The organism is Streptomyces sp. NPDC093586, assembly GCF_044764905.1.
In the GTDB taxonomy this organism is placed as follows: domain Bacteria; phylum Actinomycetota; class Actinomycetes; order Streptomycetales; family Streptomycetaceae; genus Streptomyces.
Genome location: NZ_JBIWJA010000049.1, coordinates 1 through 13,322, shown reverse-complemented (window position 1 = coordinate 13,322; position 13,322 = coordinate 1). Strand labels below are relative to the sequence as shown.

At 70.2% G+C, this 13,322-nt stretch carries 14 protein-coding genes and 1 pseudogene; 3 read left to right on the top strand and 12 right to left on the bottom strand.

Annotated features, from left to right (window positions below; translation table 11 throughout):
- The first annotated feature begins 73 nt into the window (after positions 1–73).
- Positions 74–1,342, top strand: coding sequence for an XRE family transcriptional regulator (locus tag ACIRFH_RS32715; RefSeq protein WP_403528911.1), 1,269 nt, complete (start codon positions 74–76; stop codon positions 1,340–1,342).
- A 9-nt stretch (positions 1,343–1,351) separates the two neighbouring features.
- Positions 1,352–1,477, top strand: a complete 126-nt coding sequence (locus ACIRFH_RS32710; protein ID WP_403528985.1) for a hypothetical protein — start codon at positions 1,352–1,354, stop codon at positions 1,475–1,477.
- A 22-nt stretch (positions 1,478–1,499) separates the two neighbouring features.
- On the opposite strand, the gene ACIRFH_RS32705 is transcribed toward ACIRFH_RS32710, so the two are convergent.
- From ACIRFH_RS32705 to ACIRFH_RS32655, 11 genes and pseudogenes are all read right to left on the bottom strand, one after another.
- Positions 1,500–1,670 carry a hypothetical protein gene (locus tag ACIRFH_RS32705; protein ID WP_403528982.1) on the bottom strand — a complete coding sequence of 57 codons (171 nt, stop codon included), beginning with the start codon at positions 1,668–1,670 and terminating at the stop codon, positions 1,500–1,502.
- A gap of 3 nt (positions 1,671–1,673) precedes the next feature.
- On the bottom strand, positions 1,674–1,799 hold the full coding sequence (locus ACIRFH_RS32700) for a hypothetical protein (RefSeq protein WP_403528980.1): 126 nt from the start codon (positions 1,797–1,799) through the stop codon (positions 1,674–1,676).
- 340 nt (positions 1,800–2,139) lie between these two features.
- Positions 2,140–2,382, bottom strand: a pseudogene (locus ACIRFH_RS32695) (transposase); the annotation flags it as partial.
- A gap of 93 nt (positions 2,383–2,475) precedes the next feature.
- The gene (locus tag ACIRFH_RS32690) at positions 2,476–3,819 is read right to left on the bottom strand and encodes an MFS transporter (protein ID WP_403528908.1); all 1,344 of its coding nucleotides are present in this window, start codon (positions 3,817–3,819) and stop codon (positions 2,476–2,478) included.
- A 926-nt stretch (positions 3,820–4,745) separates the two neighbouring features.
- Complete coding sequence (locus tag ACIRFH_RS32685; RefSeq protein WP_403528905.1) at positions 4,746–5,075, bottom strand: MazG nucleotide pyrophosphohydrolase domain-containing protein; 330 nt, start codon at positions 5,073–5,075, stop codon at positions 4,746–4,748.
- 290 nt (positions 5,076–5,365) lie between these two features.
- Positions 5,366–6,196, bottom strand: coding sequence for a hypothetical protein (locus ACIRFH_RS32680; protein WP_403528902.1), 831 nt, complete (start codon positions 6,194–6,196; stop codon positions 5,366–5,368).
- A complete protein-coding gene (locus tag ACIRFH_RS32675) occupies positions 6,193–7,074 on the bottom strand; it encodes a sigma-70 family RNA polymerase sigma factor (RefSeq protein ID WP_403528899.1) in 882 nt (293 codons plus the stop codon). Before ACIRFH_RS32675 ends, ACIRFH_RS32680 begins: the two co-directional genes overlap by 4 nt.
- Positions 7,071–7,298, bottom strand: a complete 228-nt coding sequence (locus ACIRFH_RS32670) for a hypothetical protein (RefSeq protein ID WP_403528896.1) — start codon at positions 7,296–7,298, stop codon at positions 7,071–7,073. The genes ACIRFH_RS32675 and ACIRFH_RS32670 overlap by 4 nt, the downstream gene beginning before the upstream one ends.
- A 606-nt stretch (positions 7,299–7,904) precedes the next feature.
- Positions 7,905–8,354 carry a transposase gene (locus ACIRFH_RS32665; RefSeq protein WP_403528971.1) on the bottom strand — a complete coding sequence of 150 codons (450 nt, stop codon included), beginning with the start codon at positions 8,352–8,354 and terminating at the stop codon, positions 7,905–7,907.
- Between the two features lie 83 nt (positions 8,355–8,437).
- Positions 8,438–8,977 (bottom strand): winged helix-turn-helix domain-containing protein, encoded by a 540-nt coding sequence (locus tag ACIRFH_RS32660; protein ID WP_403528893.1) that lies wholly within the window; start codon positions 8,975–8,977, stop codon positions 8,438–8,440.
- A 446-nt stretch (positions 8,978–9,423) separates the two neighbouring features.
- The gene (locus tag ACIRFH_RS32655; protein WP_403528890.1) at positions 9,424–9,657 is read right to left on the bottom strand and encodes a DUF6207 family protein; all 234 of its coding nucleotides are present in this window, start codon (positions 9,655–9,657) and stop codon (positions 9,424–9,426) included.
- 846 nt (positions 9,658–10,503) lie between these two features.
- Here ACIRFH_RS32655 and ACIRFH_RS32650 point away from each other — a divergent pair.
- On the top strand, positions 10,504–11,580 hold the full coding sequence (locus tag ACIRFH_RS32650) for a PleD family two-component system response regulator (RefSeq protein ID WP_403528887.1): 1,077 nt from the start codon (positions 10,504–10,506) through the stop codon (positions 11,578–11,580).
- Positions 11,581–11,738: 158 nt separating this feature from the next.
- Here ACIRFH_RS32650 and ACIRFH_RS32645 read toward each other — a convergent pair whose 3' ends face one another.
- Entirely contained in the window at positions 11,739–12,758 is a 1,020-nt protein-coding gene (locus ACIRFH_RS32645) for a hypothetical protein (protein ID WP_403528884.1), read from the bottom strand.
- Between the last annotated feature and the right edge of the window lie 564 nt (positions 12,759–13,322).

Below are 13,322 nucleotides of genomic sequence, written 5' to 3'. Positions count from 1 at the left end.
TCTGGTTCGTGCCGTACCGGGGCAGGTCAGCCGGTGCCACGATGGCGCGGTGGAGCACCGCGCCTTACACCCTTTGGCCCGCGCTCGCCGGGCCGCCGGCCTGTCGCAGGAGCATCTGGCGGCCGGTGTGCGGGCCGCCGCTGCGCGCCGTGGGCTGCGCTCGGGCACCGATGCCTCCCGCGTCCGCAAGTGGGAGCGCGGTATCCGGCCCGATGAGGACTCCCAGACCTACATCGCCGAGGCCCTGGGCCTGCCCGCAGGCATCATCGCCGGGCCGTGGCCCGACTGGCTGCCGCTGACCGACACCGGCGTCGTCCCCCTCGCCCCGCATGCCACCGTGCCCGCCCTCAGAGAGGCCCTGCGAACCGTGGACCGCCGCACCTTCCTCACCGTCTCCTCCACCGCACTGACCACGCTCACCGCCGACTGGGCAGCCGCCGGCACCACACGAACCGTGCCGTCCCAGCTCGCCGGAGACGGGGACCTGGTCGACGTGCTGGAGACCACCGCGCGGCAGCTCGCTGCCAGCGACCCCGTCCACCATCCGCACACCACCCGGCTGCTGCGAGAACACCTGGCGACCGTGACGGATCTCCTCGACCGTGGCTCCCACAGCGCCGCGACCCGGCACCGGCTGCACACGCTGGCCGCGGACCTCGCCCACACCCTTGCCTGGCGCCGCTTCGACACCGGCGACAATGCCCACGCCGCCCAGTACTGGATCGCCGCCCTCCACAACAGCCACGCCGTAGGCGACACCGACCGCGGCGCCGGCCTCATCAGCGACCTCGCCTACCAAGCCGCCTGGCAAGGCGACCACTCTCTCGCCGGACAGCTCCTGACCCACGCACTCTCCCGCGCCACCCACCCCGCCGCCCGCAGCCTCCTCCAGCTCCGCATGGCTCGCACCCACGCCGCACGCGGTGAAACCCGCCCCGCCCTCCGCGCCCTCGCCGCCGCCGAAAAGCACCTCGCCCAAACCGCCGGCGACCGCCCCGCATGGTGCGCCTGGCTCTCCGACGCCGACCTCGCCGTCGATTCCGGCCAGACCCTCCTCGACCTCGGCGACACCGCCCGCGCCCACCACCTCATCACCGACGGCGAACGCCTGCTGCCCGCCTCCCGGGGCAAAACCCGCGGCATCTTCCTCGCCTACCAGGCGGCCAGCCACCTCGACCTCAAAGAACCCGAACCCGCCGCAGCCGCCGCCACCCAGTCACTGCTCCTGGCCCGCCGCCTCCACGCCCCGCGCTGTTCCCGCCTGGTCGAAGACCTCATCCCACGCTTCCAGCCCTACCGCCAGGTTCCCGGCGTGAGGGACCTGCTGGATCTGGCCCGCTGATTCGGTCTCGTGCGTCTCCGCCCGGCCTCGATCGTCCCCGACCACCCCGAGGTCAACTGGGAGCAGCTGCGCGCGGTGGAGAAGGGCCGGCGCTCACCGCTGGCGGCGCTGCGCCCGGTGCCGGCACCCGCCTGAGCGCCCCCACGCTGGAACAGCCCTACGAGTGCGCTCCCCCGCCCGCCGCGTCCCAGCCGTCCAGGAAGGCGGCCAGGGCGCGGCGTTGCTCTTCCTCGCGGGTGATCTGCCGGGCGAGGACGTCGCGGTCGATGTATGGGTCGACGGCGGCGAGGACCAGGCGCCGGAGTTCGGCCGGCTCCAGCGCCTCCACCTCCTACTGCACCGGGCGGCGGGGGTCGAAGCCGTAGCGGCGGGCGAAGGCCGGCCACCTCGGGTCGCCGCGCTTGCCCTCGGTCGCGGGCAGCTCGTAGGCACGTACCTGCTCGTAGGTCAGCAGCACCCGCCCGGTGTGGCTCCAGCAGCCCGTACGCGCTACCCAGTCCCGCTCGATGTCCTCGCCGGAGCAGTCCGAAATCGCCGATCACCAAAAGCACGGCACCGCGCGGGTCGGCGGTGACGCGGTCGTGGACCACGTCGGCGTACGACTGCGAGCCGAAGCCGCGGACCACCAGCACAGGGATACCCGCACCGGCGAGCCAGCCGGTCAGCTGCTGGCGCAGGGTGTCCTTCTCCGCCGCGACGTACAGGGCGTGCTCCTGGCCCTCGGTGCGGTCGAGGCGGAACCAGTCGGGCATCTCCGCGAGGAACGCGTCCGCGTCCGGCCAGGCGAGCGGGACTTCGAAGACTCCCGCGGCGATCCACTCGTCCCGCCGGGACCGCAGCGTGGTCGCGGAGACCTGGTGGTCGGCGTGCTGCTGGTAGGTGCCGCCCAGCACGAGCCGGGCCAGGAGCTTGTCGAACACGACCCTGTCCGGGACGCGGGGCCGATGACAGCCCAGCGGATGAGTGACCTGGCGGCGCGGGATCAGCGCGTGGAACTGCTCCCACAGAGGGCCGGTGATGGAGGAAGGCAGGACGGGCACGTGACCTTCTGCTTGACCGGTGGTGATCGTGGACCTGTTGTTTCCAGGGCTGCGCCCGTCCGGCGGTCCGGCCGGGCGCAGCCCTGCCCAAGATCACCCGAGCGTTTCCTCCGTCACCGCGGCGGGCAGGGAGATCCGCCAGGCGACGCACCCGGCCGCGGCGAGCCCGGCGACGGCAAGGAAGCTACTGGCGAGGAACGGGTCGGTGCCGTCCAGGGCGGGAGCGAACCCGGTGCCGACGTAGAGCGTGACACCGGTGGAACCGCCCAGTTGGTCGGCGGCTCGCTGGACTCCGGAGGCGATGCCGGCGTCGTCCTCGGTCACGCCGGTCACCGCGACGTACTGCAGCCCGACGATCCCGAACCCCATCCCGGCCGCGATGAGCACCATGGCCGGAATCAGCGCCGGGCCGGGGGCCCCGAGGGAGGAGACCAGCGCGATGGCTGCCATCGCCAGCGCGGTGAAGCCGATGCCGGCCAGGACACAGGCCCGGGTACCCCACCGTCCGAGCAGCCGGGGCACCAGCACCGAGGTCGCGATCAGGGACACCGCCAGGGGCAGCATCGTCAGACCGGCCCGGAGCGGGCCGGCGCCCCACCGGTCCTGCAGGTAGTAGGTGAACAGCAGGAACGAGGTGGACAGTGCCGCGCTCAGCAGAGCGGTGGCGAGGTTGGCCAGGACGCGCGGCCGGTTGCGGAAGAACCGCAGCGGCACGAGCGGGTTCCGTGAACGGCGCTCGACCCCGACGAACAGGGCCCCGGCTGCCACCGCGCCGACCAGCGCCGCCGGCGGCAGCCAGGGCAGCGTGCCGTCCGCCTCTCCCGCCTCGATGACGCCGAGGGTGAACAGCAGCGGAGCCGCGACCAGCAGGAGCGAACCGGGAAGGTCCAGCGGTGCGGGCCCGGCGGGCCGTTCGCCCGGCACGAGAATGGCCGCAGCGGCGAGCACGACCAGGATGAACGGCACGGACACCAGGAAGATCCACCGCCAGCCGAGCAGCTCGGTGATGATCCCGGAGATCACGAACCCGAAGACGAGGCCACAGCTCGCGACGGCCGCCCACACGCTCAGCGCCCGCGACCTGCGCGGCCCCTCGGGGAACATGAGCACGATCACCGCCATCGCCGCCGGAAGCGCGATCGCTTCCCCGGCACCCTGCAGCAGCCGGGCCGTCACCAGCACGGCGAAGGACGGCGCGAGCCCGGCCAGCAAGGACGCGGCGCCGAAGAGCGTGGTGCCGAGCAGGAGGATGCGGCGCCTGCCGAGCACGTCGCCCAGTCGGCCGCCGAGCATCAGCAGCCCGCCGCCGGTGATCGTGTACCCGACCACGACCCAGGTCAGGGCGTGACCGTCGACCCCGAAGTCGGCGCCGATCGAGGGCAGGGCGACGTTGACCACGGTCACGTCCACCGCGATGAAGAACTGCAGCATGGCCATGCAGCACAGCACCAGCCACGCGCGCACCGGGGACGAATCGTCCCCGCGCGAAGAGAGAATGCCTGAAAACACCGAGTGCTCCGTTGCCCAGAAGAAGTTCCGAGCAGCACGAACGTGCCGCTCCGGTTCAACCACGGAGCGACGGAACGTTCAACAGAAGTGAGACGAACGCCCCGCCGCTAGCGGAGCGTCCTCGTCACCGCGGCACAAGCCGCGCACGAAGCACCAGACATGGCGCCGATGCTACCGGAGCCGACGGCAAGTGATCCCTTGACGTCACTCCGCCGCAGACCTACCAACCACCCCCGGACCATGCCCAGCAGCCAGCGCCGTCGGACCAGTTGCTGCCTCCTCGTACGCCCTCCTATCCGCGCGACCTCTAAGCCACCGACCTGTGCACTCTCCCGCGCATGGAAATCACTCGAGCCGGAATCCCCTGTCCCCTCTGCCTCACGATCACTGAGGAGCTGGTGTACCTGGTCCTCAGCGCCCAGTCCTTCTTCCCCCCATCGAGAGGACATCCGGAGGCGCTGGTGCCCCGCCGACTGCCACCTGCTCCATCCCGACCGCTGGAGGAAGGAGTTGCCGCCGCTCCCCGGCGACGAGGACGCCTGACGACGCCGTGCGAATGCTGCGCGCCGGCTACACGAGCACCACCCGCCCTGAAATCCGACTTCAGTGGACTCCTACGCCATCGAGCGCGTACCAACGCACCGCTTCCCCGACCGTCCACCAACTGACCGCTACACAAACTGGATCAGCCGTCTACTGGACACACCTGGCCCAGGGCAGCTCGGAATCCGGCTCCGCTGCTACTTGGGCCCGCGTCAGGACGTCGCCGTCGAAAGGCGTCCCGTCGGGCTGTCTCAGGCGTCATTCCTCTTCGTGCAGGCGGTCAGCACGGCGCGCAGGATCTCCGTCTGGTCCTACCGGTCGAGACGGGCGCTGATCGACTTCTCCAGGTCCTCCATCGTGCGTACGAACGCGCTCTCCAGGTCGATGCCGTAGCGGTGGGCGAGGATCAGCACGGACCACAGGCAGTCGGCCAGCTCGTGCTCCAGCGCGGCCCGGCTGTCCGGCCGGTCCGACCGCACCCCCTCCTGCGCCAGGATCAGCTTGGCCAGGTCACCGGCGTCCCCCATGAATCCGAGCATGAACTCCTCGCGAGTCCACACCCGGCCGTGTTCTTGCAGGTTCAGCTCGTCGTACAGGTCGTGGACACGCAGAGCACGCCGGCGAAGTTCCTCGAGGTCCATCGCCGGACTGTAGCCCACAGCCCATCGGATCCTTCCCCTCCGTGCCCTGCGGGCCCGGGGCTGCACCCGCTGCGCGCACAGGTGCGGTCGGCCCCGCAGCCGGGGGGCGCGGTAGCCCCGGCCGTCATCAGCCTGACGGGGAGACCGTCACCTTGTGGTCATAGGTGTCACTCACTGTGAAGCGCACCCGCCGCGAGTGGTGGCTCGGTGGTCGGCGTAGGACAGTGTTCGGGCGAGGTCGGGGAAACCGACACGCCCCCGGGGAGAGCGGTCCCGGGGGCGTGTCGGCTTCAGCGGGTTGCGGCCTCGTCGACCTGGCGGTGGCTTCGCTGCTCGGACGAGGCGGCCTCTCGCCGTCGGGCGGGGCTGACCTGGCGGCGGGCAGGGAGGTCGCTGGGGCCGTCGGGCCGTTCGGCGGCTGCGGCCAGCCGGGCGCGGACCTGGTGGGCGAAGCCGGGTCCGGGCAGAGGCAGTTCGCTGTCGGGTTCGCGGAGGTAGCCGACGGCCACCGCGATGGGCATGTAGGTCATCAGCTCCGCGACCACGGCCGACCGGGGCCGAGACACGTGGCCGGCCAAGCGTCGCAGGACACGCAGCAGCATGGTGGTGGATGCGCCGTCGCCGTCCCGGAGGACCGCGGGCATCACCTCGTCGCTCCACAGGACAGCAGCGCGGTTTCGGGGGGTGCTGGGGGTGGGCTTGGGCTGTACTTCGTTGGTCTGGGTGTGCCACCAGCGGGCGGCGTGGGTCTCGCCGAGGGCGAGGTGGTGGAGGTAGAGGCAGTAGGCGGCGGCGGGCTGGCCGGCGCCGGCGGCGTACTGCCACCAGAACCGGGCGCCGTCGTCGGTGTCGGTCAGCTGCAGCACGCAGGCCAGGACCAGTGCGCTGCGGGGCTCGGGGACCTGGTCGGTGATGAAGGCGGCGACCGCGGTGGCCGGGGTGTGGCGGACCACGGTCTCGCACAGGGCCCTCAGGTCCGCGGCCGCTGTGTTCGCCGTTTCCCGTCCTGTGATCACCGGCCGGACGGCGGGGTCGGCGCCCCGCGGCTGGACGGTGTCGCGGGGCACGGTGCGGTCGGGGGCGAGCAGGGCCCTGGAGAGGATGTCTTGGAGTGTGGTCACGGGGTGGGTCCTTCGGTCGCGGACGGCTCGATGGTGTCGGCCAGGAAGCGTTGGGCGTGGCGCTCGGTGGACCGTACGGTGGCCAGGGGGACGCCGAGGAGATCGGAGACCTTCTCGGACGGGTAGCCGCACACGAGCCGCAGCACCATCACGTCGAGCTGGGTGTCGGGCAGCCGGCTGATCGCCGCGTACAGCTCCAGGCTCTCGGCCAGCTGGGCGGCCTGGCTCTCGGTGGAGCTTTCCTGGCGCAGGGCGACGGTGTCGAAGGCGGCCTCGCCCAGCACGGGCCGCTCGTCCCGGTAGTCGGCCCGGGCCTTGACCGTGGCGCGCAGCAGGGACCAGGCGTAGCGGCGGATGTCGGGGCTGGCCAGGGCCTCGTCGAAGCTGAGCCAGAGGATGGCGAAGGCGTCCTCCACCGCTGCGTCACGGGCGTCGCCGGTGAGGAAGGCGCCGGCGTAGGCGAGGTAGCCTTCCTCGACGGTCAGGCGCAGAGGGCCGTGCTCCAGGGGCGGGCCGGAGTGGGTGGTGGCCACGGCCGTGGCGCCCTCGGTGGAGCGGTCGATCCAGTCACGGCTCTTGCCGGCGTCCAGGGCGGCCTGTCTCCACAGCCGGTACAGCGGCCAGCTGGGGATGTCGAGCACGGCGGCCAGGCGGTGGATGACCTCCCAGCGCGGGTAGTGTCCGATGCCGCGCAGCAGCTCGGACAGCTTGGACTTGGCCAGCAGCACGTGGAAGCTGAGGTCGTTGAGGGTCCATCCGCTGGAGAGGTAACGCTCGCGGGTCGGCTCCAGCCAGGCACGGTGCAAGGTACCGACCGTGGCCGCGATGGGGCCCAGCTTGCGGCCGGGACGGCCCGGGGGCGGCTCGGAAGTGTTCACGGGGCGCCGTCCTTCTTGTCGGGCACCGGCGCCACATGGTGCCCGGAGGCCGGCGTGGTACGCGGGCGGGTGCCGCGCAGGACCTGGTTGATGGTCATCCCCAGGATCGGGGCCAGCCCGGCGATGAGGGCGGCATGTCCCATCGCCGCCATCGCCAGGCTCCAGGCGAACACCGCCAGCACCAGCGCCAGCACCGTTGCTGCCGCTATGCGTTTCCTGCTCATGAACGTCCTTGTCTTGATGTCGGTCAGGCGCAGGCATCCGGAAGAGACCACGCCGGGGGAATCCCTTCAACGGGCGGGTGCCGAACCGCCGTTGAGGGGCCCTCAGCATGAACCGAGGAACGTAGATCACGCGACGTGATCACGAAATCACGGAACATTAGGGGTCGCGGACGGTCAGCCACGGCCCGGGAGATGACCGATCCGGTGCACGTAGGGCACACTGCGGGCACCCGGCGGGTGAAGTTCCCGGTTTTCCTTGCAATCCCCCGCGGCACACCGTCATATGGAGACAGGACACCTTGGTGTCGGTCCTTCCTATCCGGAAGAACGGCGTGCCCCTGTGCCGAAGAAAATAAGGGGGAACGCGCCACGCGTCCCGCCCGGCCTGAGATAGAGGCCGGGCGGGACAGCGCACCCCTCAAGGGGGAGACGACCGTAGCGCAGACCACTGACAACGCCTCCGCGGCAACGCCGCACAGCTCTGCGCTCTCATCCGTCCCAGCACGCCCGTGGGATCGCCGGCACTGGCCCGGCGGTGCCGGGGCCCCCTGCGCTGCCGCCCGGTCGCACCACCTGAAACGGACTCATGAACGATTACTGAGTTTGTCAGCGGGATGTCGTCAGGGTGAGTCCGGTTGCGGCGAGGCATCCGTCGATGGTTTCGCTGCGGTACTGGAGTTCGCGGAGGGTGCGGCGCAGGGCGTGCATCAGGTGGTCGGGGTCGGTGAAGGCGGTGTTGTTCTGGCCCGCGCGTCGGACCAGTGACCAGATGCCTTCGACCGGGTTCAGGTCGGGTGCGTACGGCGGTAACTGGTAGGCGGTGATCCAGTCACGGGCGTGGATGAAGGCCCGCAGCCGGGCGTCCAGGTGCACATTCAGATTGTCCCAGAGGAGGACGAAGGGGGCGCCGAGTTGCTGGTGGGCGGCGGTCAGCAGGTCGCGGTAGTCGGTCCAGGTGAAGCTGCGCCGGCCGCCGCGCTTGTGGTCGGCGTGCCGCTTGGGCCGGAAGACCAGGCGTGAGCGTTCGCCCTGCTTGTAACAGGCCAGGGCCGCGATCGAGAACCGGCGCTGGGAACGTCCTCATACTCGGATCACGGGCGTGTGCCCGCGCCTTGCCCAGGTGCGGGAGGTGGGCGGCGTCATCGAGAAGCCGGCTTCGTCCTCGAAGACGATCCAGCCGCCGAGCGCCGCCGCGGTCCTTTTGCCCGGGGCCAGGTCTCCTTCGCCCAGCCGGCGACCGTCTCCTCATCGCGTTCCAGGGCCCGTCGGGCCGGAACCTGATGGCTCCACCCGTGACGCCGCAGCATCCGCGCGATGGCCGAGAGCGTGAGGGTCCGGTGGAACCGGCGTCCGATCAGCGTCTTGATCCTGGCCAGGGTCCAGGTCTGGTCCGGCCAGCCGTGGGCGACCGGCCCCTTGGCCAGCTCCTGCTCCAGAACCGAGAACAGGGCCTCGTTCAGCTTGGGACGGGCGGCCGACCCCCTGGAGCACAGTGTCTGCCGGCCGCCTTCCTGCCAGGAACGGCGCCAGCGCTGCACCGAGCGCACACTGACCCGCAGCTCCTTCGCCACCGCCGCGTTGTCCTGTCCTTCAGCGAACATCTCGGCCGCCTCCATACGGATGCGTTCGTGAAACGCCCGCCGCTCGGCGGTCAGGCCGCCGCCTTGCGGATACCTCATAGTTCCGGCATACCGCGACAACCGTCTCTTGTCAGCCTCGCGACATCACGCCGACAAACTCAGTAACTGTCGCGGCTCCATCTGCTCCACTTCACCCGCCGGGTGGTGCAGCAGGCGGCAGCAGCCCTCGCCCAGATCGACGACTGGATCGCGTCTCAGGGTGTGGTCGGCTACGCGGTCGGGCCGTCTGCAGGGCCGGTTCCCAGAGCGCGGCGTCCAACCGGACGAAGCGCTGCTCCGGATATGGTCGGGATGGTGGGCAGGCGCTCTGCGGCGAGCTGGGCACGCGGAGCGCGCTCAGCAGCGGGGGCGTGCACGTGCAGGGGGCCAGTGCCCAGCGGGCGGCGGTCGGTTGTCACGTTCTGGATTCTCGCTCACGCTTCACCGGCCGCTGCCCGTGAGCCGGTACCCCACACGCCCGGTAGACCTCCTTCCTCGGTCGCCCCTCACCAGGGGCCGTTGCGGGGTCCGGGCGGGTTCAGGGGCTGACGCAGGTCGAGGTAGCAGCGCAGCCGTACTCCCGGCTGGCCGGCGTCCCGCGTCGTGCGTTCCACGGACGTCGTCGCCCACCGCGCGGCCAGGGCCGCGTGGAAGGCGAAGGCGGTCTCGTCGTCGGCCGCGGCCACGTCGACCACAACCAGGCCGGGCTCGGACACGTGCACCTCGTTGATCGCTTCCATGACCGGCACGACGCACCCCGGGCCGGCGGCAGTTCGCACGGAAGCCCACGATTCACCCGCGCGGGGGCTCCCAGGAGCAGAACGGGCGGGCTGGTCATCGGCCGTCACGCCTGGAGGCCGGCGTCGGTCACGTGCTGGCAGGGGAAGCCTCATCAGAGCGTGGCAACCACCTGCGCGGCGGCGGCTTCCAAGGTTTGGCGCGTCTGTACCACTGTGTCGACGTCGGTCTCCTGCTCCAGGAGGTGGCCGTTCTTCGGGCTGGTGCGGAACGGCCGCGGGTGCGACCTTGAGGCGGCGGGCACGGCGACGGTGCTCGGCCGGGAACCGGATCCCAGCGGAGTTGTTCCACGTCACCGGGTGTTGTTGAAGAACGGCAGCGTTGCAGAGCAACATTCTGGCAACAGGTGAACTCCCGGGCTCGTGACCGGCCAAGGGTTCGGTGTGAACGGCGGCAACACCCGTGCAACAGGCAGTCTGTACTGCCTCGCTTTCGGCTTGCGGGCTGCAACGCCTCTGGCTTCGTTCATCCTGGTTCCTCCGTCCCGTAAACGGCCGGATAGGGAACAAGTCCTGCCGCACTGCGGCGGGTTGGATGATTGGAGAGCACAGTGGACCGTCCTCTGCTGTCACTGAGGTCTGCCCTGGTATTTCTGCTTGCCTTGGTCGCCGGCGGGGCGGCAAGTGGGCTGACGGCCGTCTCCGGGGAAGGACTCGCGCACAGCGTGCTCGCGGGTCTTGCCGCTACGGGACTGGCCGTGCCCTTCTTCAACCGTCTCATCGCCGCGGAGGGCGGCGGCGTCCAGCCACCAAGCACCGTGAGTGCCAGCACGGTCGCGGAGGAGAGCCATGAGTAAACTCCAACCTCTGGGAGACGACCTCAACGATGCATCCCGGGCGTTGGCCGAGGCGTTGCGCGAGCTGTTCGAGAGCCTTCACCTGTCCGTCCGTCGGTATGCGGCCCGGCGCCGTCTCGATCCGGGCACGGTCTCGCGGTACCTGAACGGCACCCGGCTGCCTCCGTGGCAGGTGATCAGCGACCTCTTCACCGATGTCGCCGAGCATCGCGGGACCGCAGTCACCACCGAGGCCATAGAGTTGGTACGGAGCCTGTACGGATCGGCTGTGGACGCTGCCTCGTCCCCCAAGCACGCGGTGGAAATCCTGGAGCAGCAGCTGGCCGACGCCGACCATGTCTCCCGGCGGTCCACCGTCCGCGGCGATGTCCTGGGCGATGCGCTGCTGGACAGGACACAGCGCATCGCCGATCTGGAGACGCGGCTCAACCAGTTGGAGGCCGATCGCCTTGCGGAGCGGAGGCGGGCGGACGCTCTTGCGCAGGCGTATCCGGATGTCTCAGGTCTCCTCCAGGAGCGCAACGCGCTCCAGCTGGAGGTCGAGCGCCTCGGTGCAGCCCTTGCAGAGGCACAGGCTCAGCGTGCTGCTGCGGAGGGGCGCTGCGATCTGCTTGAACGCCAGCTGGACGCCGTCGAGCAGGCCACAGCTGCTGTGTTGCCGGCGAGGCCGCAGGACATGCCCAAGATCCTCATCGTTGATGATCAGCCGGACAACCTGCTGGCGATGACCGCAGTCCTGGCGACACTCGAGCAGGAGCTCGTCACGGTCTCCTCCGGCCGAGAGGCCCTCAAAGCCCTGCTCGACCACGATGACTTCGCTGTCATCATCATGGACGTGCAGATGCCGGAGATGGACGGTTATGAGACTTGCGCTCACATCAAACGCCGTCCGAGGACCCGGGACGTTCCCATCATCTTCCTGACAGCGATGGGTACCGGATCCGAACACTCCGCCCGCGGGTATGCGGCCGGCGCTGTCGACTACATCAGCAAGCCCTTCGACCCGTGGGCCCTGCGTGCCAAAGTCGCCGTGTTCACCTCCATCTATTTGGAGCGACACAGTCAGTAAGCCCCCGGCAGGCTCAGCACCGCCCGGCTTCGTTCCCGAAGAAGGTAGGAAGCCGGGCCTGCTTGTCACCGCACCGGCCATGCGCCTGGCCTCTCTGCCGACCGATCCGGTTGGAGGCAGCAGCTGTTCGCCTTCTGCATGGCTGGCTGAGACCGGCCTCAATCCACGGAGTACGCCTTCTCGCCCATCATGAATGGCGCGTCGGCCGGGCCCTTGATGTAGGGGCCGCGCCAGATCACGCGGTGCTCCTGAGCACTGGGGTACCACTGTCGGACCTTGTGCATCCGGACGGTCCACCGGTGACGGTAGGCCCGGCTCGTCCCGTGGCCTTCCGCCGAGCTCCGCGCGGGCGCCTGATTGGCGAGCCGGATGACGCGGACGTCGGGGATCGCCGTCCGCACCCCCGGCTCGTTCCGTGGGCTGTCCTCGCCCGGCTGCTGCGGGGTGCCGAGGACGGTGACGCCCTGGGCGGCGAGCCGCCAGAACGCGAACGCGTAGCGGGCGGCGAAGTCGTCGTAGGTGTCCTTGATCCGCCCGCCGTCCCACAGTCCTTCCTCCGGCGGAGGAGTGGTGTGCTGGGCCACCTGGTTCAGGACGGTGTTGAGCCTGCGGTGCTCGTCGGAGATCTCCTTGTGCCGCTCGGTGCTGTCGGCGAGGGCGCCGTCGGCCCGCATGCCGTAGATCCCGTCCGGGACGAGCGGGGGAAGCGGTGATCCGGTGGCGCGTGCCTGGGCGACGGCCTGGCGCCAGGTTTCCGGCTGCACGGGGCCGTCCCGGTCCATGAAGCACGCGAGCTGGACCCCGGGGTACTGGGCGTCGGGCAGGACCTGATGCTGGGTGACGAACTGCCAGCCGAAGGCGCGGATGTCGGACAGGGAGCCGCCCCGGTTTTCTACGACGACCGGCTCCGGCAGTACCAGCAGCCCGGCCGGCATGGGAATGTCCCGGTCCTTGTCGAGGGTGGCGATGTCTGCGGGCTCCAGGGTGGCTGCGGCGGCCATGACCGCCGCGTGTGCGGCCGGCGAGATGACCAGAATTTCAGCACGGTCAAGAAGCCGGAGGATCTGCTTGATCTGCCACCGTGCCGCCTCGGCGGGGCTGGACGGCCACGGCCGCCGCATCCCCTGCTTGCCGAGCATCAACGCGAACGCCAGGTCCTCACGGTGCTGTTCCGGCACGGTGCTGTGATGCAGGACGGTACGCAGCTCCCTCATCCGGTTGCCCGCGTTCGACGCCATCATCGTGGCAACCCACACGTTGTCCTGCAGAAGCCGAAGAGTGTCGCCCCGGGTTCGGTGCGCGGCGCGTGCGGCCCTGACGGCGCTCCACGCAGTCGAGTCGTCCCGGCTGCGCTGCTTCTTCCCACGACTCGCCCTACCCACGAACGGTCCCCCTCCCAGTCGCCCAGGCAGGTGCTACCCGAGACTGCCCACCGGGACACCGCAGCTTCCGGACACAGAAGGCGAAGACAGGCAGGGTTCGGAATCGACCGGTCGTACCGTCCACCGATGCTGGTTCCCGGCGCGAGTTGCCGACACTACCCACCTGAGGGTTCCTGGCGCCCTGCTGAAACCGCTGGTCAGCACAGGGTTGGGTGGCTAACCCCCGCACCGAGCACTCTGTGCCTGCTGCCCAGGCCCGTCTGGCCTAGAAGACTCATGAAGATCTTGGTGGGGGCTGTCCGGCCGTAGGCCGGGCGGCCCCTTGGTCTATGCGGTTGCTGGGTTGATCGTCCAGGTGCT

Bases quoted from the DNA above. Each gene is read 5' to 3' on its own strand.
- ACIRFH_RS32655 (WP_403528890.1), bottom strand. From the start codon at position 9,657: ATGGAAGCGATCAACGAGGTGCACGTGTCCGAGCCCGGCCTGGTTGTG.
- ACIRFH_RS32685 (WP_403528905.1), bottom strand. From the start codon at position 5,075: ATGGACCTCGAGGAACTTCGCCGGCGTGCTCTGCGTGTCCACGACCTG.
- ACIRFH_RS32670 (WP_403528896.1), bottom strand. From the start codon at position 7,298: ATGAGCAGGAAACGCATAGCGGCAGCAACGGTGCTGGCGCTGGTGCTG.
- ACIRFH_RS32650 (WP_403528887.1), top strand. From the start codon at position 10,504: ATGAGTAAACTCCAACCTCTGGGAGACGACCTCAACGATGCATCCCGG.
- ACIRFH_RS32660 (WP_403528893.1), bottom strand. From the start codon at position 8,977: ATGAGGTATCCGCAAGGCGGCGGCCTGACCGCCGAGCGGCGGGCGTTT.
- ACIRFH_RS32690 (WP_403528908.1), bottom strand. From the start codon at position 3,819: ATGGCCATGCTGCAGTTCTTCATCGCGGTGGACGTGACCGTGGTCAAC.